General features: G+C 75.1%; 15 protein-coding genes and 3 pseudogenes. 5 read left to right on the forward strand and 13 right to left on the reverse strand.

Annotated features, from left to right (window positions below; translation table 11 throughout):
* Window positions 1-232: 232 nt before the first annotated feature.
* Window positions 233-1,408 carry a glutathione-independent formaldehyde dehydrogenase gene (locus ABZ920_RS02740; RefSeq protein ID WP_361498052.1) on the reverse strand — a complete coding sequence of 392 codons (1,176 nt, stop codon included), beginning with the start codon at window positions 1,406-1,408 and terminating at the stop codon, window positions 233-235.
* Between the two features lie 709 nt (window positions 1,409-2,117).
* Window positions 2,118-2,504 (reverse strand): PPOX class F420-dependent oxidoreductase, encoded by a 387-nt coding sequence (locus tag ABZ920_RS02745; protein WP_361498053.1) that lies wholly within the window; start codon window positions 2,502-2,504, stop codon window positions 2,118-2,120.
* 110 nt (window positions 2,505-2,614) lie between these two features.
* Between ABZ920_RS02745 and ABZ920_RS02750 the strand changes: the two genes are divergently transcribed.
* A complete protein-coding gene (locus ABZ920_RS02750; protein WP_361498055.1) occupies window positions 2,615-3,625 on the forward strand; it encodes a hypothetical protein in 1,011 nt (336 codons plus the stop codon).
* Window positions 3,626-3,755: 130 nt separating this feature from the next.
* Window positions 3,756-5,135 (forward strand): S1 family peptidase, encoded by a 1,380-nt coding sequence (locus ABZ920_RS02755; protein WP_361498057.1) that lies wholly within the window; start codon window positions 3,756-3,758, stop codon window positions 5,133-5,135.
* A gap of 359 nt (window positions 5,136-5,494) precedes the next feature.
* On the opposite strand, the gene ABZ920_RS02760 is transcribed toward ABZ920_RS02755, so the two are convergent.
* The 6 genes and pseudogenes from ABZ920_RS02760 to ABZ920_RS02785 all read right to left on the reverse strand — a co-directional run bounded on the left by ABZ920_RS02760 (window position 5,495) and on the right by ABZ920_RS02785 (window position 10,330).
* Window positions 5,495-5,680, reverse strand: a complete 186-nt coding sequence (locus ABZ920_RS02760) for a hypothetical protein (protein WP_361498362.1) — start codon at window positions 5,678-5,680, stop codon at window positions 5,495-5,497.
* Between the two features lie 286 nt (window positions 5,681-5,966).
* On the reverse strand, window positions 5,967-6,662 hold the full coding sequence (locus ABZ920_RS02765) for a L,D-transpeptidase family protein (RefSeq protein ID WP_361498059.1): 696 nt from the start codon (window positions 6,660-6,662) through the stop codon (window positions 5,967-5,969).
* Between the two features lie 151 nt (window positions 6,663-6,813).
* A pseudogene (locus tag ABZ920_RS02770) lies at window positions 6,814-7,123 on the reverse strand (SDR family oxidoreductase); the annotation flags it as partial.
* A 361-nt stretch (window positions 7,124-7,484) separates the two neighbouring features.
* A complete protein-coding gene (locus ABZ920_RS02775; protein ID WP_361498061.1) occupies window positions 7,485-8,399 on the reverse strand; it encodes an SDR family oxidoreductase in 915 nt (304 codons plus the stop codon).
* 216 nt (window positions 8,400-8,615) lie between these two features.
* Entirely contained in the window at window positions 8,616-9,245 is a 630-nt protein-coding gene (locus ABZ920_RS02780) for an MBL fold metallo-hydrolase (RefSeq protein WP_361498063.1), read from the reverse strand.
* Complete coding sequence (locus tag ABZ920_RS02785) at window positions 9,245-10,330, reverse strand: S-(hydroxymethyl)mycothiol dehydrogenase (RefSeq protein ID WP_361498065.1); 1,086 nt, start codon at window positions 10,328-10,330, stop codon at window positions 9,245-9,247. Before ABZ920_RS02785 ends, ABZ920_RS02780 begins: the two co-directional genes overlap by 1 nt.
* Before the next feature lie 303 nt (window positions 10,331-10,633).
* Here ABZ920_RS02785 and ABZ920_RS02790 point away from each other — a divergent pair.
* Window positions 10,634-10,799: pseudogene (locus ABZ920_RS02790) on the forward strand (nuclear transport factor 2 family protein); the annotation flags it as partial.
* Between the two features lie 565 nt (window positions 10,800-11,364).
* Entirely contained in the window at window positions 11,365-11,517 is a 153-nt protein-coding gene (locus ABZ920_RS02795; RefSeq protein ID WP_361498067.1) for a hypothetical protein, read from the forward strand.
* Between the two features lie 383 nt (window positions 11,518-11,900).
* Here the strand turns inward: ABZ920_RS02795 and ABZ920_RS02800 are convergent, their stop codons facing one another.
* The 4 genes from ABZ920_RS02800 to ABZ920_RS02815 all read right to left on the reverse strand — a co-directional run bounded on the left by ABZ920_RS02800 (window position 11,901) and on the right by ABZ920_RS02815 (window position 15,803).
* Window positions 11,901-12,401 carry a metallophosphoesterase gene (locus ABZ920_RS02800; protein WP_361498069.1) on the reverse strand — a complete coding sequence of 167 codons (501 nt, stop codon included), beginning with the start codon at window positions 12,399-12,401 and terminating at the stop codon, window positions 11,901-11,903.
* Window positions 12,402-12,551: 150 nt separating this feature from the next.
* Window positions 12,552-12,905 carry a DUF6479 family protein gene (locus ABZ920_RS02805; RefSeq protein ID WP_361498071.1) on the reverse strand — a complete coding sequence of 118 codons (354 nt, stop codon included), beginning with the start codon at window positions 12,903-12,905 and terminating at the stop codon, window positions 12,552-12,554.
* 44 nt (window positions 12,906-12,949) lie between these two features.
* Complete coding sequence (locus tag ABZ920_RS02810; protein ID WP_361498073.1) at window positions 12,950-13,243, reverse strand: hypothetical protein; 294 nt, start codon at window positions 13,241-13,243, stop codon at window positions 12,950-12,952.
* A gap of 109 nt (window positions 13,244-13,352) precedes the next feature.
* Complete coding sequence (locus ABZ920_RS02815; RefSeq protein WP_361498075.1) at window positions 13,353-15,803, reverse strand: SpoIIE family protein phosphatase; 2,451 nt, start codon at window positions 15,801-15,803, stop codon at window positions 13,353-13,355.
* A 360-nt stretch (window positions 15,804-16,163) separates the two neighbouring features.
* On the opposite strand from ABZ920_RS02815, the pseudogene ABZ920_RS02820 reads away from it, so the two are divergent.
* Window positions 16,164-18,295 (forward strand): annotated as a pseudogene (locus ABZ920_RS02820) (SpoIIE family protein phosphatase).
* 604 nt (window positions 18,296-18,899) lie between these two features.
* Here the strand turns inward: ABZ920_RS02820 and ABZ920_RS02825 are convergent.
* Complete coding sequence (locus ABZ920_RS02825; RefSeq protein WP_361498077.1) at window positions 18,900-20,300, reverse strand: S1 family peptidase; 1,401 nt, start codon at window positions 20,298-20,300, stop codon at window positions 18,900-18,902.
* Between the last annotated feature and the right edge of the window lie 69 nt (window positions 20,301-20,369).

Consider the following 20,369-nt stretch of genomic DNA (forward strand, 5'->3'; position numbering starts at 1 on the left):
GGCGTTGACTTGAGGGACGGGTTCAGACCTCGCGTCGAGGTACGCGCCCGTCAAGCCGGGCGGGCGGAGTCGGCGTCCGTCCTACCGGGCCGGAGGCGGGCGACCGCCGCTGGTGGTCCGACCGGAGCGCAGGGGCGGCAACGCCCGTCCCCTACCGGCGGAGCCGGGGAGATCGCCACCCGTCCCCCGGATGGGCCCGGAGAGACAGGCGGGACGGCGGCGTCGGAGTCCCTCACTGCTTGTGGCCGTTGCCGTGTCCGTCGGGATGCAGGACCACCTTGGTCCAGCCCTCGTCACGGGCGTCGAAGTGCTCGTAGCCGGTGGGGGCCTCGTCCAGGCGGAGTTCGTGGGAGACGACGAAGCTCGGCTTCGCCTTTCCGCCGGCGATCAGGTCCCGCAGCGCCCGGTTGTACCTCTTCACCGGAGCCTGCCCGGTGCCCATGTGCTGGCCCTTGAACCACATCTTGCCGAAGTCGATCGGCACCTTGCCGTGCGCCTCCAGTTCCCCCTGGGCCTCGGCACCGCCGGGGTCCTCGGGCAGGAACACGCCCACCACGCCGATGCGGCCCGTGAACCTGACCGAGTCGATCAGGCCGTTGAGCGTGAGGCTGGCGTCCTCGTGTCCCTGGGGGTCGTGCGCCTGGTAGCCGACGCATTCACAGCCGTTGTCGGCGCCCAGACCGAGGGTGGCCTCCTTGACGACCTCCGCCGGCTTCTGCTCGGCGGTGTTGATCGGGATGGCCCCGATCTCCTCCGCCTTGCGCAACCGGTCGGGGTGGAAGTCGGCCACCCAGACGCGGCCGGCACCCTTGATGAGGGCGGAGTAGGCCGCCATCAGCCCGACCGGACCGGCCCCGAAGACGATCGTCTGGGCGCCCGGCCTGACATGGGCCATCTCGGTGGCGTGATAGCCGGTGGGGAAGATGTCGGCCAGCATCACGTAGTCGGTCTGCCGCTCGGCGGCGTCCTCGCCCAGACGCAACGCGTTGAAGTCGCCGTAGGGCACGCGCAGGAACTCCGCCTGACCGCCCTGGTACGGGCCCATGTCGGCGAACCCGTAGGCGGCTCCGGCAAGGTCCGGCTCCGGCTGCATGGTCAGACAGTAGTTGGTCAGACCCCGCTCGCACTGCTTGCAGAAGCCGCAGGCGATGTTGAAGGGCAGGACCACGTACTCGCCGACCTTGACCTTGCGCACCGCCGAGCCGACCTCCACGACCTGGCCCATGTTCTCGTGGCCCAGGGTCCGGCCGGACTCGAACGAAGTGCGGCCCTCGTACATGTGCAGGTCGGAACCGCAGATGTTGGTGGTGGTGATCTTGACGATGATGTCGCAGGGGTGTTCGATCTTCGCGTCCGGTACGTCCTTCACCGCGACCGTTCGCGGTCCCTCGTATACGGCTGCTTTCATGATGACTTCCCTCGGCGCCGCGGCACGGCCGCAGCGCAGCGGTGACGGAAACGGCGCGAGGAGCCTTGAGGCCCGTGAGTTTGCTGCGGCTGGGGCCTTCGCTCCGGCACGCCTCTGGAAGGCCGTTCACCCGGACCGGGTGGAACGACGGTGCCGCCGTCGGCCCTGCGGCAGAACCGGCCCGCCGACGGCCTGCGGTCCGGGTCCCCGTCAGCCTCCACCCGAAACAACCACGGCGGGTCGGGAGGGGCGCAGGTTCCGGCCGCTGCCGTAGAACTCAACAGAAGTTCGTGGTCAGCGGATCCCATCGGTCGGTATCGATGTGTCCCCACGAGCGTGGGTGACCGGCTGCCCGGCGGATGCGGTCCCCGACATGGAGGGGGATCACTCTCTCGCGGGTCGGCCACCCTCTGGAGGGGAGGCCGGCTTGCGTGACGCGTCCCCACGATCGCCTTCGGCGGCACGAACGGAAAGCCGGTCACGTGGCGTCACGGAAGCGCCGGCGGCCGGCCTCCCGGCGCGGGACGGGCTTCGCCGGCCGCCGTGCGCGGGACCGGAACGCCCTGCCGCCGGGGCGGCACCAGCAGCGCCGGCCGGCGTGCGCGGGACCGCCTCGCCCGCCGCCGAGGGTGAGATCGCGAGCGCCGTCCACCATCCGGCGCGTCGACCGGCGCGGCCCGCCGCCCGGCTCGGGGCCGGCGCGCCGGCGTCAGCGCGCCGGGGTGACCCGGATGCCGACGGTGCCCCGCTTGCCCCGGCGCAGTCTGCTGCCGAGCAGCGTCAGACGGCCCAACACCCCGTACTTGCGCGCGATCAGGCCCCGGTAGCGTGCGGTGGTGGCCGGGTCGCAGATCTCCGCGGTCGCCGGCAGCTGGTCGCCGGTCGGGTTGCCGCGTACGTCGCAGGGCCCGACGAGGACGTCGGGCCGGTTGCGGATCCGCTTCACCTTCCACGAGCCGGCGGCCGTCCACACCCCTAGCGCGTCACCGTCCCGGACCACCCACACGGGGGTGGCGACCGGGGTGCCGTTCTGCCGGTAGCTGGTGATCAGTACGTACTTGCCGGCCGCGAGCCGCTCCACCACGGTGTCGTCCATGCGCGGCAGTGTAGGCAGCCGCCCGCGGAAAATGACATCCGTCGCACGGCACGGGAAAGGTAGGGTCGGACACGGAGCTGACCTGGCATCACGAGGACGGGGCGCGGCGGATGGCGGAGGGTTCTCTCCTCGACGTCGCCTGCGACGAGTCGGGGTCGGACGGTGAGAACCTCACCGGCGGCAACACCGACGTGTTCGCCCACGCCAGTGTGCGGCTGCCCATGGCGGTCGCCGCCGGGTGCGTGCGGGAGATACGGGACCGGATCCGCTCGCCCGCCGAGGAGTACAAGGCCAACCACCTGCTGCGGGAGAAGCACCGGGCGGTACTGGAATGGCTGCTCTCCCCCGCGGGCCCACTGTACGGGCACGCGCACGTGCACCTCACCGAGAAGGCGTTCTTCGTCGTGGACCGGGCCCTCGGCGTGCTGCTCGGCGACCCGGCGGAGGCGGCGACGCTGTACCGGACGGGGCCGGCGGCGTTCGGCGAGGAGCCGTGGCGCACCTTCCTGGAGGCGGCCAACCACCTCCTGCGCGTGCGGCACACCGCCGACCCGGCCGCGCCGGTGGACGACTTCCTCCGGGCCGTGGCGGCGCTGCGCGCCCTGCCCTGCGACCCGCACGTCGCGGCGACGCTGGCGCGGCTCGCCGGGAGCCGGGCGCGCGCCGGCTCCTTCCGGACCCGGACGCTCCAGGGACCCGCCGTGGCCCCGCTGCTCAACCCGCTGCTGCCCGCCATCGTCCGCACGGCCGCCCACTGGAGCGCGCACGGCGCTCCCGTCCGGCTCGTGCACGACCAGCAGAACATGCTCACCGCGGACCGCGTCGCCTGGATCGTGCGGACGGCCCGGCAGGAGGGCGTCCGGCTGACCGGGCTGGAACTCGTGGACTCGCGGCAGGACCCGCGGGTGCAGCTCGCCGACTTCCTCGCCGGCATCGCCCGCAAGCTCGCCTCCGACGAGCTGAACCGGCGCGGGGAGGCGGAGCTGACCGCGCTGCTGCGGCCCTATGCCGGCGCGTCCTCCGTGTGGGGCGACGCCGCGAGCTGGGCCCGTCTCGGTCCGCCGGCGCACGGGCCCGGCCCTGCCGCGCGGCCGGGCGCGGCCTCCCCCACCCCCTGTTGACCGGCACCGTCCCAGGACGGCACCGCCGCGGTGAACACCGGCGGCGTGCGCCACGTATGGAGGACGGGCGCTCGACGACCGGAGCGCCCCGCGGTGTTGCGGCCGCGTCCTCGGGGTTCGGGAGCCATGCATGAGGCACGCACGACGACGGGTCGTCCGGCGACTGACACGGCTGGCGGCCGTCGGCGGACTGGTCCTGGGCGGAGCCATGGTCACGCAGGCCATGGCGAGCGAGACGGCCGGCCCGTCCGCCGTGCCGCCCGCCTCGGCGCGCACGCTCGCCGGCCCCGGAGCCGATCTGGTGACACGGCTCGGCGCCTCCCGCACGGCCGGCAGCTGGATCGGCTCCGACGGGCGTCCCGTCGTCGCGGTGACCGACGCCGGGGCGGCGGCCGAGGTGCGGCGCGCGGGCGCCGAGGCGAAGGTCGTGCGGCACAGCATGGACGAGCTGCAGTCGGCGACCGGTGCCCTGCGCGCGGCGCCCCGGGTGGCGGGTACCGCGTGGGCGGTCGACTACCGGACGAACCAGGTCGTGGTGCAGGGCGACAGCACGGTCTCCGCCGCGAACTGGTCCCGGCTGACACGGGTCGCCGAGGGCGTCGGCGACTTCGTGCGCATGGAGCGCACCAGGGGCACGTTCACCACCCGCCTCAACGGCGCGCAGCCGATCCTGTCGACCGGCGGCCGGTGCTCGGCGGGGTTCAACGTGACCGACGGACGCAACGACTTCATCCTCACCGCGGGGCACTGCGGTCCCACCGGCTCCGTCTGGTTCGCGGACGGCCGGGCCGCGCGGCAGATCGGCCGGACGGTCGCCGGCAGCTTCCCCGGTGACGACTTCTCCCTGGTGCGGTACGACTCGGGCCGTGCGGGCGACGGCGCGGGCGTCGTGGCGATCGGCGGCGGGAAGGGCGTGCGGATCACCGGGGTGGCCGATCCGGCCGTCGGTCAGCGGGTCTTCCGCAGCGGCAGCACGAGCGGGCTCCACGACGGCCAGGTCACGGCGCTGAACGCGACCGTGAACTATCCGGAGGGCACCGTCTCCGGCCTGATCCAGACGACGGTGTGTGCCGAACCGGGTGACAGCGGCGGCCCGCTGTTCTCCGAGGGGATCGCCCTCGGCGTGACCTCGGGCGGCAGCGGCGACTGCGCGACCGGCGGCACGACGTTCTTCCAGCCGGTGACGAAGGCGCTGGCGACGACGGGCATGAAGCTGATCGTGGCGGCGGGCGGGACGCCCGGCGGGGCCGCCGGGTCCTCCGCCGCCCCGTCCGGCTCGGCCACGCAGGGCGCCGGCGCACCCGGTGCCGCCTCGCCCGGCTCCTCGGCTCCGGCGGCGGGCGGCGCCGACGGAACCACCCTGCTCTCGCGGCTGAGGGATCCCCGCAACGCCGGACCGGGCCTGCTGGTGATCGCCGGCAGTCTGATCGCGCTCGTGGCGAGCCGGTGGCTCCGGGCGGAGCAGGACCGCAAGGCCTACCGCCGCCACTACTCCGCCAGCTGGGGCTGAGCCCGGCCCGGGACGGCTCTGGTCCGGCCGCGCGTACGGTGGCCGAGGTGGGTGCCGCCCGCCGTACGCGCGGCGGCCGACGCGGGCGCCGCCCACCGCGCGCTGCGTTTGCCAGGTGACGGATGTCCGCAGCGACGGCGACGAGGTCGCCCGGCCGAGGCGGGTGACGGGCGGCCGCGGCGAGTGCGTACGGCGGAGACACGGCCCGCCGGCGAGGGCGCCGAGGGCCGTGGCGATCGTTGGGTCCGGGCGAGGAGGGCACCCCTCGCGCTCGGAGTGCCCCGGGACGGTGGGCCGGTGCGGGACGGGACCGGGTGAGCGGCGCCGCGAACGGCCGTGGCCGGCGCGGCGAGGCGGGCTCAGGCCGCGCTGACGCGCTGGGGAGCTGCCGCGGCCCATTCCAGTACGAGCCGCCGGTACTCCTCGCGCTGTTCCACGCTCAGTGTCCCGCCCGACCGGAGCCACAGGGCCCGGATCTCCTCGTTGACCTCGTCCGCCGATCGCCCGGAGACAGGCTCAGGAGTGGTGGACATGGTGTGAAGCATACGGCTCACCGCGTGAAGGCGATGTCAGGTATCACAAGCAAAGCGGACCTTTTGGACGTGTTACTGCTCACGTCATGTGCCAAGCGACAGCGGCGAGTTCGATGTGCGGGCCGCCGGCCGGGCCCCGCCCGCTCGCCGCCGGCCCGGTGCCGCCCCGTGCGCCCGGCACCCTGCCGGGTGGCGGCGCGCACCAGGCGGGGGCGTCCCGGCCGGCGCGGCGGGCGGCCGCCGGCCCGGCGCGCACGACGAGGGGACCGCGGCCCCGGCCGCCACCCGCCCGGCCGGCTCAGGTGCCCGGCTTGCGGCCGTAGACGTAGACGTCGTCGCCCTTCTTCAGCAGCGACCAGTACTTCTTCGCGTCCTTGCTCGTCATGTTCACGCAGCCGTGCGACCCCGGCGGGTTCCACATGCTGACGCCGACCGAGTGGAAGGCCTGGCCGCCGTCGAAGAACTGGCTGTAGGGCATGGGCACGTGGTAGATGCTCGACACGTGGTCGATGTGCCGCCAGTAGACCTTCTTCAGGCCGGTGCGGGTCTCGTAACCGTTGCGGCCGGTGCGCACCGGCACGGGCCCGTAGACGAGCCGGCTGCCGTCCTGGATCCAGCTGAGCTGGAGCGTGAGGTTCACACAGGCGATGCGGCCCTTGTCGACCGGGCACCTGCCGTCCTTGTTGGGCTTGTTCCCGACGGCCTTCTGCTTGTTCATCAGGTTCATCACGCCCCAGGTGACGGGGCCCGCGTAGCCGATGTTCGGCGTGATGCCGTGCCGGTTCCGGAAGGCCCGCACGGCCGTGCAGTCGGCGGCGGACTGGCGGCCGTCCACCGGGCGGCCGAGGAACTTCTCCACCTGCCTCTGGTACGGACCGGTCTGTGTCGTGCAGCTCGCGGCCTGCGCCGGCGCGGCGCCGAGTGCCAGCGTGAGCGGTGCCACCAGCCCCGTGACGCCGAGCGCCACGGCACCTCGTCTCCCCAAGTCCCTCATGTCCGGCCTTCCCCCTTCGTACGGTCGTGCGGACTCTGACCACTAGACCTCCGCCGGGGACCGCCGGTTGTACAACCGCCCGTGCTGAGACGAAACGGTGACACGCGGACCCGCGCGACGGCCCGCCGGGTAGCCGTCGGACCGTCGCGGCTCAGCGTTCGCCGCCGGTGCGGACGGCGCGGAGGAAAGCGGAGTTGACCGCGGTGAGGCCGCCGTCGACGACGAGAGTGGTGCCGGTGATCCAGGCCGCGTCGCGGGAGGCGAGGAAGGCGACGGCCGCGGCGACGTCCTCGGGCTCGCCCACGCGGCCGAGGGGTACAGCCCGCGGACCGCGTCGAGTTCGGCGTCCCGCCCTCCCACGCCGAGGTGCGGACCGTGCCCGGCAGGACGAGGTGGGCGCGGACACCGCGGGCGGCGGCGTGCCCGGCGAGGGTGCGGGTCAGGGCCGTCTCCCCACTCCTCACGCCCACTCACCGTCCCGTACGCCAACTCCCCTTCCGCCGCGTCCCCGTGAACGGCGGCGGCCCCGGCGCGGCTCGTGCCCGGCGTCCGCGCGGGGCGACCGGGTCCGCGCCGGGCCCTCGGCGCCGCCGACAGGGCGGCCAGGGGCGGTGCCGGCGTGGACGACGGGTCCGCGCCCGGCCTTTCGGCGCCCCGGACGAGGCGGCCACCGGCGGCACTTGCCCGGACGAGCGGCTCCACGCCTGGTCCCTCGGCGCCCCGGCCGAGGCGACCGCCGGTGGTGCCGGCGTGGACGGCGGCTTTCGCACCGGGCCCAGCGGCGCTCCGCCATGGCCGGCGACGCCGCGCGGCCGCGGGTGGTCAGCGGTAGCCGGTCGTGTCCGCCGGCCTTCCCGCGTCCTGGACCTCGACCAGGTAGCGCCAGGCGTCGGGACGGCTGCCGTCCAGGTCGGTGAAGCCGTACTCGCGGGCCAGCCCGCCGCTGGACAGGGAACGGCCGTTGAAGCGCGCCACGTGCGGGTCGGCGGCGAGGGCGGCCACGGCACGGCCGACGTAGCGCGGGGTCTCGGAGATGGCGAAGTGGGGGACCCGCTCCACGGCTTCGCGCCAGTTGTCCTCGCGCACGCCGAAGTGGTCCAGCATCATCTCCGAGCGCAGCCAGCCGGGGGTCAGCGCGACGGCGGTGGCTCCGCGGGGGCCGAGTTCGTGGCCGAGCGCGAAGGCCATGCGCAGCACGGACGCCTTGGCGAGGTCGTAGAAGAAGTTGACGCGGTAGGTGTCCCGGTTGTACTCGGCGGTGCCGTCCGTCATCTCCACCACCAGGCCGCCGGGCCGGCGCAGCAGCAGGGGCAGGGCGTGGTGGCTGGTGACCGCGTGCGTCTCCACCGCAAGCCGCAGCAGCCGCAGGCCGTCGTCGAGGTCGTGCTCCCACACCGGGGTGTCCCAAGCGAAGAGGTTCTCGCCGCCCCAGACGTCGTTCACCAGGACGTCGAGGCGGCCCTGTTCACCGGCGACGCGGTCGACGAGGGCGCGCACCTGGTCCGGTTCCAGGTGATCGGTGGGGACGGCGATGCTGTGGCCGCCGGCCTCGGTCACCAGGTCGGCGGTGTCCTCCACGGTCTCGGGGCGGTCGTACTCCGAGCGCCGGGCGCGGGTGGTGCGTCCGGTGACGTAGACGGTGGCGCCGGCCGCGCCGAGCTCCACCGCGATCCCCCGGCCCGCTCCCCGTGTCGCACCCGCCACCAGCGCGACCCTGCCCTGCAGTGGCCCCGGCATGTCCGGCCTCCCCTCCTCGCCCGCCGACGCCGTCCGCCGGCGTCGTCCTGTCGGTCGTGACCGAGGGTGCCGTGCATACACGACACCTTGTGTCGCCTTTTTCGGCGCGCCCGAACCGGCACGACGGCAGCGCGCCGGCGCCGGACGGCGTGCGGCGCCACCCGTTCCTCCGGCCGGTGCCGCACACGGTCCGGCACCGGCGACGGGCGGTGCGGGTCAGTGCCCGCGGGCGATCCACTCCTCCAGGTGCGGAGCCTCCGCGCCGATGGTGGTGGAGTCGCCGTGGCCGGTGAGGACCCTGGTCTCGCCCGGCAGCGTGAGGAGGCGCTCGCGGATCGACGTGATGATGGTCGGGAAGTGGCTGAACGAGCGGCCCGTCGCGCCCGGCCCGCCCTGGAACAGGGTGTCGCCGGTGAACACGGTGGCGAGCCCCGGATCGTGCAGGCAGACCGCGCCGGGCGCGTGGCCCGGGGTGTGCAGGACCGTCAGGTCGGCGCCTGCCGCCTCGATCACCTGCCCGTCGACCAGGTGCTCGTCGGGGTCCCGGTCGGGGTGCGTCTGCTTCCACAGCGGCAGGTCGTCGGGGTGCAGCCAGATGACCGCGCCGGTGAGGTCGGCCAGCGCGGGCGCGGCGTTGACGTGGTCGTTGTGGCCGTGGGTGCACAGGATGGCGGTGAGCCGGCGGTCGCCGACGGCTTCGGCGATGGCCCGGGCGTCGTGGGCGGCGTCGATGACGACCGCCTCGTGGTCGTCGCCGACGATCCAGACGTTGTTCTCCACGTCCCAGGTGCCGCCGTCGAGCGTGAACTGCCCGGAGGTGACGAGGCGTTCGATCCGGACGGCCATCAGAGCACCACCACCGAGCGCAGGACGTCGCCCCGGTGCATCCGCTCGAACGCCTTCTCCACCTCGTCGAGCTGGATGGTCTCGGTCACGAACTTGTCCAGCGGCAGGCGGCCCTGAAGGTGCAGGTCGACGAGCATCGGGAAGTCGCGGGTGGGCAGGCAGTCGCCGTACCAGGAGGACTTCAGCGAGCCGCCGCGTCCGAAGACGTCCAGCAGCGGCAGTTCGAGCTGCATCTCCGGGGTGGGCACGCCGACGAGGACGACCGTGCCGGCCAGGTCGCGGGCGTAGAAGGCCTGCTTGTACGTCTCCGGGCGGCCGACGGCCTCGATGACGACGTCGGCGCCGAAACCGCCGGTCAGCTCGCGGATCGCCTCGACCGGGTCCGTCTCCCGGGAGTTGACGGTGTGGGTGGCGCCCATGGTGCGGGCGGTCTCCAGCTTGCGGTCGTCGATGTCGACGGCGATGATCTTCACCGCGCCGGCCAGGTAGGCGCCCACGACCGCTGCGTCGCCGACGCCGCCGCAGCCGATCACGGCGACGGAGTCGCCGCGGCCGACGTTGCCGGTGTTGATGGCGGCGCCGATGCCGGCCATGACCCCGCAGCCCAGCAGGCCGGCCGCCGCCGGGGAGACGGCCGGGTTTACCTTCGTGCACTGACCGGCCGCGACCAAAGTCTTCTCGGCGAAGGCGCCGATGCCGAGGGCCGGCGAGAGCTCGGTGCCGTCGGTGAGGGTCATCCTCTGCTCGGCGTTGTGCGTGTCGAAGCAGTACCAGGGGCGGCCGCGCAGACAGGCGCGGCACTTCCCGCACACGGCACGCCAGTTGAGGATCACGAAGTCGCCGGGCGCGACGTCGGTGACGCCGTCGCCGACCGACTCCACGACGCCGGCGGCCTCGTGGCCGAGGAGGAAGGGGAACTCGTCGGTGATGCCGCCCTGCTTGTAGTGCAGGTCGGTGTGGCAGACACCGCAGGCCTGGACGGCCACGACGGCCTCTCCCGGTCCGGGGTCCGGGACGACGATCGTTTCGACGCGTACGGGCTCGTTCTTCCCCGGTGCGATCACGCCGCGCACTTCCTGCGCCATGGTGGTGCTTCCTTCCGTCGTCCGGTGGCCTTCGTCGTCGACCCTACGCGCATCCGATCGGTGACCGCACGGTTCGCCCGCCCGGGACGCCGGCCGCCGTGTCGTCGTCCGCGGACCCACCGGAACACGGCCCCGACCAGGGCTGTTGCGTGATGCGGCGGGCCCTCGGCGAGCAGGCGTCCGCCGCCGCGGGCGTCACCGGCCGGTCCCCCGGGCCCGGGCCCGGAACGCGGCCGGGGTCTCGCCGGCCCGGCGCCGGAAGAAGCGGGTGAACACCGTGGCGTCGGGGAAGCCGAGGCGGTCATGACGCACCGGCTGGAGCGCTGCGTCGTGCAGGGCGACCAGGCCGCCTTCGTCCAGTCCTGCGAGTACGCGGACGGGGGCGGCGTCCTGGCGGAGTCGGTGCTGTCGCTGCGCGACGGCAGGATCAGTGAGCAAGCAGGTCATGGTCCAGGCGTGGGTCGAGTAGGCAGGCGCCGGGCCAGGTTCCAGGTCAGGTCCCGTATGACCTGGACGTTCTCGACTCGCGCCGGGCTGGGGCGGTCGCGCTCCCTGCTGCTGCGGCGCCGGCCGGCCGGCGCGGCGGCGTGTGTCCGTCGCACTGCTCCGCCGGGCACTGCGGACGCCACGGCCGCCCCTGCCCCGCCGCCCCGTACGCCCACGCCCGCCGCTCGCCCGGCGGCACCGGCGGCTCGGCCGCTGATTCCGCACGCCCCGTGCGGCCACGCGCACTGCTCGCCCGCCTGGACCGGCGTGACCGGCGGCTCGGCCGCTGATTCCGCCGGGTCCTGGAGCCGGCCGGTGCGAGGGGGACCGGTCCTCGGCTGCCGTGTCCGGATGCCGGGCGGTCGGGGCCTGCCGCTCCGCGGCGGACTTGCCGCCGTACCGGCCGGTCGGCGCCCTGAGCCTGCCCGCCACGGTCCCTCCCCAGTCACCTACGCCACCTTGGTCTCACCGGGACGGCGCCGCAGGCGCTCGACGAGGCCGGGCAGGAGTGCGTCGGCCACGTGGCGGAGGCCTAGGCACAGGCGTCCGTGCGGCCGGCGCAGAGGACCACGGAACCCGAGCCGATCAACGTGCTGCGCACCGCGGGGGTGCCGCCGGCCCGGCGGGCCGCCGTCGTGGGTGCCGGTGCGGCCGTCGTCGTGCTCGTCGTCGTCCGCGTGCGCAGGCCGCGGCACTCCTGACCCGGTGGCTCCGGGCGGTGGACCCCCGGAATTCGCCGGTCCGGCACTTTTCCGGCGATTTTCCGGATTCGGCGGTGTGGGGTTGGAATGAAGGGGTAGTCGCCGCACTACGGATGAGGCGTGCATGGCCTCTGCAGCACATGTGCAGCACACAGTACGTGGGAAGGAGGTCCGTGAGAGCGCACACTCGCAACGCTCGGGCCGCTTCCATGCGCGAAGTGGCCCGACCCCTCCCGAGAAAGGCATGAACGACCTCGGGGCGGCCCCCGGACCGGGGGTCGCCCCTCTTCCGTGTCCGCCGCGCACGCCCGGACGTGTCCGCTGCCGGCCCGGCGGTCCGGACACCGCGGGGCCGCCGCCTCCGGAGGGCGGGGCCGCAGGTCTCAGCGGCGCGGCAGCCGGTGGAGTGCGACGTCCGTGAGCCGGCCGTCGGCGACCTCCACCGTCATGTACGTGCAGTGCGGCTGACGGCGGCGGTCGGTCGGCGAGCCCGGGTTGAGCAGGCGCAGGCCCGACGGTGCCGTGGTGTCCCACGGGATGTGGCTGTGGCCGAAGACCAGCACGTCGAGGTCCGGGAAGCGGGCGGCGCAGCGGGCCTCGCGGCCCTGGGCGGATCCGGTCTCGTGGACGGCGCCGAAGCGCAGCCCGCCCAGCTCGGCGCGGGCCACCTCGGGCAGCCGGGCGCGCAGCTCGGGTCCGTCGTTGTTGCCGTACACGCCGATCAGCCGGCGGCTGCGCTGCTCCAGCAGGTCGAGGGTGGCGATGTCGACCCAGTCCCCCGCGTGGAACACCACGTCGGCCCGCGGAAGCTCGGCCAGCAGCCGGCCGGGCAGTTCCTTGGCGCGCTTGGGGAGATGGGTGTCGGACATCAGGAGCAGGCGCACCTGCTCAGCGTACTGCCGAGTACCGGGCCGCGGGCGCCCACGGCGGAGCACGGCTGACAGCCGCGGCCGGCGGCCGGGCGCGGCTGTCAGCCAGAGCCGCGGCCGCCGGCCGGGCGCGACCGCGCGTGCCCGGCCGGCGGGTCCGGCCGGTCAGCCGCTGCCGAACGAGCCGCTGGAGCCGTCCTCCCAGCGCGGCCGTGACTGGTCGTCGCTGCGCCGGCTGCCGGAGGCGCCGAGTTCGTGCGGGTTCAGCCGGCGGCCGGTCTCCTCCGCGGAGGGGACCTCGTCCGGCTCGCGGCGCTGGCGCGTCTCGTGGGCCGGCCCGGAGTCGGGCAGCGTCGGATGCTCACCGCCCCGCGGCGCGCGGGGTTCGCGCTGTTTCACCTTGATGCCGAGCCGGACCGCCCACACCAGGGCTCCGGCGAGGACCAGACCGCCGACGACGGCGATGACCACGCCGAGGGCCGGGCCGGACGCGGCTGCTTCGTACCGGGTTGTGTCCATGCACCACGGCTACCCGGCATCCCCCTGAATACGTGGCCCACAGGTCAGGCCGACGGCTCGGGGCCGCTGCCGCCGCCGTCGCGTGCCGCCCGTTCGACGTCCGCCTCGACCTCCGTGCGCGGCCGGCCCTCGTCGCTCGCGTACTCGTTCACGGCGGCCTGCAGGTCGCGCGCCAGGTCGCGCCAGGCCCGCAGCGCCGTCTCGTACGTCTGGGTCTGCACCCCGGTCCACCGCTCCTGCGCGGGCGGTCCGTACTTCGCCCGCATCTGCTCGACCCGGGCGAGCGCCTCGTCCGCCGCGCGCTGCTTCGCCACCAGCTCTTCGAAGGTGTGTGACACAGGGGAAAACCCTACGCACGGCGGCGCCGCCGCGCCGCCCCGACCTGCCGGGGCGGCACCCGCCGCACCCGTGTGGCGGGTGGCGGGCGCGTCGCGGCCGGTGCCGGTCTCACCGCCCGAGCACCAGCTCGCTCCACACCTGCTTCCCCCCGCCGGCGGGCAGCGTCCCCCAGGCCGCCGACACCGCCTCGACCAGCAGGATCCCGCGTCCGCCGGTCGCCTCCCAGCCGATGCCCGTCGGTTTGACGGGGGTGCGCGGCGAGGAGTCGGCGACGGTGACGCGCAGCCGGTCGCCGACGAGGGAGAGGTCCAGGCGGACCGGCCCGCCGGTGTGCACCAGGGCGTTGGTGACGAGCTCCGAGACGACGAGCAGGACGGCGTCGGCCTCCTTGGTCACCCCCCAGGAGCGCAGGGTGCGCCGGGTGAAGCGACGGGCGTGCCGGGCCGCCTCCGGCACCCGCCACACCGTCCAGCTCTCCCGGAGCGGGCGCACGGCCATGCCGTCGTAGCGCACCAGCAGCAGCGCGATGTCGTCGCTGCGTCCGGCGTCGCCGAGCAGGGCGTCGGCGACCAGCCCGAGGTGGGCGGGGTCGGCGGCGGCCAGACCGTGGGCGAACCGGCTGATGCCCTCGTCGATGTCGGTGCCGGCGGACTCCACGAGGCCGTCGGTGGTCAGGGCGAGCACGGTGCCGGGCCGGAGCCGCAGCGGGGTCATCGGGAAGTCGGACCGCGTCTGAACGCCCAGCGGCGGCCCGCCGTCCGCCTCGGCGGTCTCGACGCGGCCGTCCGGGTGACGCAGCAGGGGCGGCAGGTGTCCGGCGCGGACGCACCAGGCGGACCCGGCCTCCATGTCGACGTCGACGTAGCAGCAGGTGGCGAAGAGGTCCGTCTCCATGTCGAGCAGGAGGCGGTTGGCGTGCGAGACCACGACGTCCGGGGGATGTCCCTCGGTGGCGTAGGCGCGCAGCGCGGTGCGCATCTGTCCCATCAGCGTCGCGGCGCCCGCGCTGTGGCCCTGGACGTCGCCGATGACGAGGGCGACGTGGTGGTCGGGCAGCGGGATCAGGTCGTACCAGTCGCCGCCGAGCTCCAGGCCGGCCGTGGCGGGCAGGTAGCGGGCGACCGCCTCCGCGCCGGGCAGCTTCGGCAGCCGCCGGGGCAGCAGGGTGCGCTGGAGCATGCCGACGAGTTCGTGCTCGGCGTCGAAGGCCCGGGCACGCATCAGGGCCTGGCCGGCCAGGCCCGCGGAGGCGGTGAGCAGGGCGCGCTCGTCGGGACTGAAGTCGTGCGGGGCGTCCCAGCCGATCAGGCAGGCACCGGTCACCCGGCCGCCGGCGGCCAGCGGCAGCGCGGCGAGACCGCCGCGGCCCACGTCCGCGAGGGCAGGTTCCAGGCCGGTCGCCGAGGACCAGATCCCGGCCCGGCCCTCGCGCAGCACGGCGGCCAGGGTGGGCATCGACCGCACCGGCGCGTCGGGCCACTCGGTGCGCCACTCCAGGCGCCACACCTCGGGCCAGGCCTCCGGCTCCGGCGGGTCGAGGACGGTGACGACCAGGCGGTCGTTCTCCAGTTCGGCGAGGGCGATGCGGTCGGCCCGGAGCGGCTCGCGCAGGGCGGTGACGACGGCACGGCCGACGTCCCGGACGGTGACCGCGGTCGCGAGGGCCGCGGCGAGGCGCTGGACCCGGGCGGCGTCGGTGACGCCGGAGCGCAGGGTGGAGGCGTCGGCCACGGTGCCGACCAGACGCGCCGGCCGGCCCTCCCCGCCGGGCAGCAGCCGTCCGCGCAGCCGCAGCCACTTCGGCGGCCCGGTGGCCTGCAGGACGCGGAACTCCAGCTCCCGCTCCCCGATGGACATGTGGTCGGCCTCGACCACGGACATCAGCGACGGCAGGTCCTCGGGCACGGTCAGGGCGAGCAGCGTCTCGACCCTGCCGTCGAAGTCGGCGCGGGTGAGGCCGAACAGGCCGAGGAGCCCGTCGCCGGCCTCCACCCGCCCGCTGTCCATGGCGAGGCTGAAGGCGCCGGCCGCCGGCCGGCCGGCGGGGACGGCCGCGGCGGGGACCGGGCAGGTGACGGCACCGGCGATCAGTTCGAGGCACGCGCGGTCCTCGGCCCCGAACCCGCCGGGTGCCTCCGTCAGCGCGAGCAGGCAGCCGCCCGCCTCACCGCGCAGCGGCAGAGCGGCCAGGGAGACGTCCGCCGCGGGCATCCGCCGGGACTCGGCGTACCCGCCCAGTTCCTCGGGCCGCAGCCACACGGCCCGCCCGGTGCGGTGCGCCTCGGTCACGGGGAAGCGTCCGGTCCGGGGGTAGGCGTCCCGCAGCCCGTACAGCGTCCTCGGCACACCGGCGGCCTCGGCCAGGCAGAGCGCACCGGTCCGCTCGTCGGGCGTGTAGACGCCGGCGAACGCGGCGCCGCCGAAGACGAGGGCCAGTTCCAGGACGCGGCGGAGCCGGTCGCGTGCGGCGGGCTCGCCGGCGACGGACGTCAGGGCTCGTTCGGCACGCGCGGTTCTGGTTTCCCGTACCGTTGCGCCCTCTCCGACCACGTTGGCCATTACAGCGCGTACGAGCCGCGCGCGCAGCCCCTGCGACGGGGTCCGCGAACGCGCGGCCCCCTCCGGGACCCGAAGACGCTGGCCAGGTCCCGCGCGCGTTCCGTGCGGTGCGCCCGCCGAGGACGGGAAGGCCGGCCGCCGGGACCGGCCCGGTCCGCGGGGCGGCACCCGGGGCCGTGGCCCCCCGCGCCCGGGCCCGACGCCGGCTCTCGCCCGGAACGGCTCCGCCGGCGGGCCCGGAGCCACTCGGAGGGGCGCGCTCCCCGCCGCTCGTCCGGCGCCGCGCGACTCGCCGTGCGGTGGGCGCCGCCAAGGGGCAGCCTGGACCCCGGGGAACTCGTCGCGCGGCCGGACGAGGAGGTGGTCGGTGTGGCAGACGGGCAGCCGCCGGCGGGCGCCGGCGGACCGGCCGGCCGCCCGCTGCTCTCCCTGGCGCTGACGTCGATGATGGAGCGGGTCCACGCGCACGCCGGCGCCGTGTACCTGAAGCTGCCCGGTCAGCCGGTGCTGGAGATGGCGGTCATGGCGGGGATGCCCCGCGCGTTCGCCGCGCCGTGGGAGCGGGTGGGCCTGAGCGCGCCGGTCCCGGTGGCCGAGGCGGTGCGACAGCGGCGGCTGGTCTGGGTCGGCGGCGAGGAGGAGATGGCACGCCGCTTCCCGCGGCTCGCGGTCGTGCTGCCCTACCCGTTCACGCTGGCCGCCCTGCCCCTGGTGAGCGTCGGCACCGTCCACGGCGCCGTCTTCGTCATCTGGCCCGCGTCGCACGCCCCGGTGCTCGCCGACTGGGAGCGGCAGAACCTCACCGAGGCCTGCGCGCGGCTCGCGGACCGACTGGAGCGGGCCGCCGCCGAACACCGTCCGCTGCCGCGGGAGCCCGACCTGCTGGCCACCCCGCCCGCCGGCGGCGTGGCCGGGACGCCCGGCGCGGTGGAGGCGGCACGCCTGCTGGCGCGGCTGCCGTTCGGGCTCGCCTCGCTCGATCTGCAAGGGCGCGTTTCCTTCGCCAACACCGCCGCCGCCGACCTGCTCGGCCGGTCCGTCGGCGAGCTGCTCGGCGCCCTGCTGTGGACATCGGTGCCGTGGCTGCACGACCCGGTGTACGAGGACCGCTACCGGGCGGCGCTGATGAGCCAGCAGACCACGTCGTTCCTGGCGCCGCGTCCCTCCGGCGACTGGCTGTCGTTCCACCTGTACCCGAGCACCACCGGGCTGAGTGTCCGGATCAGCCGGGCGCGCGCGGTCGCGGAGAGGCGGCGGCACGGGCCCGATCCCGGCGGCCGCCCCGCCAGCCTGGTGACCATCTCCCAGGTGCTGAGCCTGGCGGGCGCCCTGACCGAGGCGGTCGGCGTGCAGGACGTGGTGCAGCTGGTCGCGGACGAGATCGTCCCGGCCGTCGGCAGCCAGGCGCTGCTGATGCTCGGCTCCCACGCGGGGCGGCTGCACGTGCTGGGGCATCGCGGGTACCACGACCCGCGCCTCGTCGAGCGGTTCCACGGGATGCCGCTGACCACGCAGACACCGGGGGCGCACGTGCTGGCCTCCGGCGTGCCGGCCTTCCTGGACTCGCAACACCAGCTGGAGCGGCTGTACCCGGTGCGGCAGGGGACGCCCGACGGGTTCGCGGCCTGGGCCTATCTGCCCCTCATCACCTCCGGCCGCCCGGTGGGCACGTGCGTCCTCGCCTACGCCGAGCCGCACCCCTTCCCGGCGGAGGAGCGGGCCGTGCTGACGAGCCTCGGCGGGCTGATCGCGCAGGCGCTGGAGCGGGCCCGGCTGTACGACACCAAGCACCGGCTGGCGCACGGTCTTCAGCAGGCGCTGCTGCCGCACTCCCTGCCGCGGCTGCCGGGCGTCGACGCGGCCGCCCGCTATCTGCCCGCCACACAGGGCATGGACATCGGCGGCGACTTCTACGACCTGGTGCCCACGCGCCCGGCCGCGGCGGCCGTGATCGGGGACGTGCAGGGGCACAACGTGACCGCGGCCGGGCTGATGGGGCAGCCGTACGCGCGTACACGACCGTCGGCCAGCCGCCGCAGGAGGTCATGCGGAGCACCAACCGGCTGCTGATCGAACTCGGCTCCGACCTGTTCGCCAGCTGCGTGTACCTGCGGCTGGACCCGGGGCGCGGCTGCGCGGCGATGTCCCGCGCCGGGCATCCGCCGCCCCTGCTGAGGCGGCCGGACGGAGGGGTGCGGGTGCTCGAACTGGCCGGGGGCCCGCTGCTGGGCATCGACGCGTCGGCGACGTATCCGGTGACGGAGGTCGCCCTGCCCCCGCGTTCGGTGCTGGTCCTCTACACCGACGGGCTCGTGGAGGCCCCCGGCGTCGACATCGACGACGCGCTCGCGGAGCTGGGGCAGCGGCTCGCCGGGGCGGGGGACGCCCCCCTGGAGGAGGTGGCCGACCACCTCCTGGAACACAGCGCGGCCGCGCGGGAGCGGCTCGACGACGTGGCGCTGCTGCTGCTGCGGGCACGGACGGACGCCTGACGGCGGGGACGGACGGCTCACCGTGCCTGCCGGGCGGCGGGCGGTTTCCGCTGCTCGCCGGCCGACGACCGTTCGGCCGCGGGCGCACCTCGATGCCTTGTGGCTGCGGGCTGGAGAACTCCGGATGCGGGCGGTCGGCTGCCGGCTGCCCGCTGCCGACCGTTCGGTCGTGGTCGCCCACCGGCCGACGTTCTATTGCTGCGTGCTGAAGGACTGCGCCCGACGGGTTCCGGACCGCGAGCGGCCTCCTGCGGACTGCGGGCGGCCGGCTGCGGACCGCGGACCGGCAGCAGCCCGACCGTCGCGCCGTCGACCCGGGCCGCCCACCACGCGGCGTCCACGGCGTGCGGAGTCCGCCGGAGAACGAATGCGGTCCGGCCCTCCCGCCGGAGGGCCGGACCATTCACTGCCGGCCGGAACCGCGGGTGAGGGCCGGCAGTGCTTGGGGACGAGCCGGTCGGCGGCCGGACACGGCCGGCCGGCGGTCAGGGGAGGACCCGCCGGCCCCGCGGGCCGGCCGCCCACCGGCTCCGGGAACCCCGTCCCGGCTCGGGGAGAGCCCAGTGCCGGGCTCGAGCCGGGTCGGGGGCTCGTGGGGACGGGGTCAGCGGGACTCGGTCAGCCCGGAGGAGTCGGCCGCCCCGTGACCGGACCCGTCACCGGGGGCGCCGGCTCCGGCGCCGGACTGGTCACCGCTGCCGGACTCGTCACCGTTCCCGGACTGCTCTCCGGCACCCGGCTGCTCGCCCGCGCCGGACTGGTCGCCCGCACCGGCTCCGCCGCCCACCTGGTCGCCGCCGGCCTGCTGACCGTCACCGCCTGCCTGGTCGCCGCCGGCCTGCTCGCCACCCCCGGCCTGGTCGCCCGCGCCCGCACCGCCGCCCGCGCCCCCGGCGCCCAGCGTCGCGCCGGTCGCCTGCAGGGCGGTGGTGACGGGCTGGAAGAACGTCTCGCCGCCGGAGGTGCAGTCGCCGCTGCCGCCCGAGGTCAGGCCGACCGCGCTGCCGTCCTGGGTGAACAGCGAGCCACCGCTGTCGCCGGGTTCCGCGCAGACGTCGGTCTGTATGAGACCGGTGACCGTGCCCTCCGGGTAGTTGACGGTGGCGTCCAGGCCGGTGACCGTGCCGTCGCGCAGGCCGGTCGTGCTGCCCATGCGGAACACCTGCTGCCCGACGGCGGCGTCGGCGGCCTGCGCGATCGGGACGATCTGCCCGTTGCCGGCGTTCACCTCGCTGGGCGCCTGCGTGGCCGGGTCGTCGTACTTGACGAGGGCGAAGTCGCCCGCGCCGGGGAAGACGGCCTGGTCCACCGTGGCGATCGGCCCGCCGTTCTGCGCGTCGGACCACTGCTCGGCCGCGACACCGCAGTGCCCGGCCGTCAGGAAGGCGGGACTGCCGTCGCCCGCGGTGACGTTGAAGCCGAGCGAGCAGCGCGCGCCGCCGCCGAAGATCGCGTCGCCGCCCGAGACGAACGTCCTGAAGGTGCCCGCGGACTTCTTGAGGGTCGCCATGCCCGAGCCGAGGCTGTCGACGGTCGACTCCAGCCGGTTCCACCTGGCGCCGGTGACGGTGCTGTCGGCGGTGACCACGATCTTGTTGGTCCGCGGGTCGACGGCCCAGGACGTGCCGGGAATGGTGGCCCGCGTCTTCAACGTCCGCGCCGCGGACTTCAGTTCCGCCGTGCTGTTGTCGACCTGCCGGACGGCCGCGCCCGCCTTCTTGGCCTGGACGACCACGGTGTTGTTGTCGCCGCCCACCACGTTGACGACGAGCTGCTGCTTGGCGCTGTCGTAGTAGGAGCCGGCGAAGGCGTCACCGAGCGCGCCGGCGAGCTGCGCAGCGAGGTCCGAGGCGTCCGCCGCCTTCAGCGTTCTGGGGGTGGCGTCGTCCGCCGCGCCGTCCTGGGAGGCGTTGGCGTTGGGGAGCAGCAGGGCCGCCGCTCCGAGCGCCACCACGCTGCCCGCCGCGATCGCGGCCTTGCGCTTCGGAATTCGCTTGTGACTCAAACTTCTCGACCTCCCGGTTACGGGGTCTGTGCCGCCGTTCGGCAGCCGGTTGGGGACGCCTGGCTGGCT

This window comes from Streptomyces sp. NPDC046831, assembly GCF_040645305.1.
Taxonomy (GTDB): Bacteria; Actinomycetota; Actinomycetes; order Streptomycetales; family Streptomycetaceae; genus Streptomyces.

Coding starts and splice junctions, on each gene's coding strand:
- ABZ920_RS02805 (WP_361498071.1), bottom strand. CDS start 12,905: ATGGACACAACCCGGTACGAAGCAGCCGCGTCCGGCCCGGCCCTCGGC.
- ABZ920_RS02760 (WP_361498362.1), bottom strand. CDS start 5,680: ATGCTTCACACCATGTCCACCACTCCTGAGCCTGTCTCCGGGCGATCG.
- ABZ920_RS02755 (WP_361498057.1), top strand. CDS start 3,756: ATGAGGCACGCACGACGACGGGTCGTCCGGCGACTGACACGGCTGGCG.
- ABZ920_RS02765 (WP_361498059.1), bottom strand. CDS start 6,662: ATGAGGGACTTGGGGAGACGAGGTGCCGTGGCGCTCGGCGTCACGGGG.
- ABZ920_RS02780 (WP_361498063.1), bottom strand. CDS start 9,245: ATGGCCGTCCGGATCGAACGCCTCGTCACCTCCGGGCAGTTCACGCTC.
- ABZ920_RS02745 (WP_361498053.1), bottom strand. CDS start 2,504: ATGGACGACACCGTGGTGGAGCGGCTCGCGGCCGGCAAGTACGTACTG.
- ABZ920_RS02750 (WP_361498055.1), top strand. CDS start 2,615: ATGGCGGAGGGTTCTCTCCTCGACGTCGCCTGCGACGAGTCGGGGTCG.
- ABZ920_RS02785 (WP_361498065.1), bottom strand. CDS start 10,330: ATGGCGCAGGAAGTGCGCGGCGTGATCGCACCGGGGAAGAACGAGCCC.
- ABZ920_RS02740 (WP_361498052.1), bottom strand. CDS start 1,408: ATGAAAGCAGCCGTATACGAGGGACCGCGAACGGTCGCGGTGAAGGAC.
- ABZ920_RS02815 (WP_361498075.1), bottom strand. CDS start 15,803: ATGGCCAACGTGGTCGGAGAGGGCGCAACGGTACGGGAAACCAGAACC.
- ABZ920_RS02775 (WP_361498061.1), bottom strand. CDS start 8,399: ATGCCGGGGCCACTGCAGGGCAGGGTCGCGCTGGTGGCGGGTGCGACA.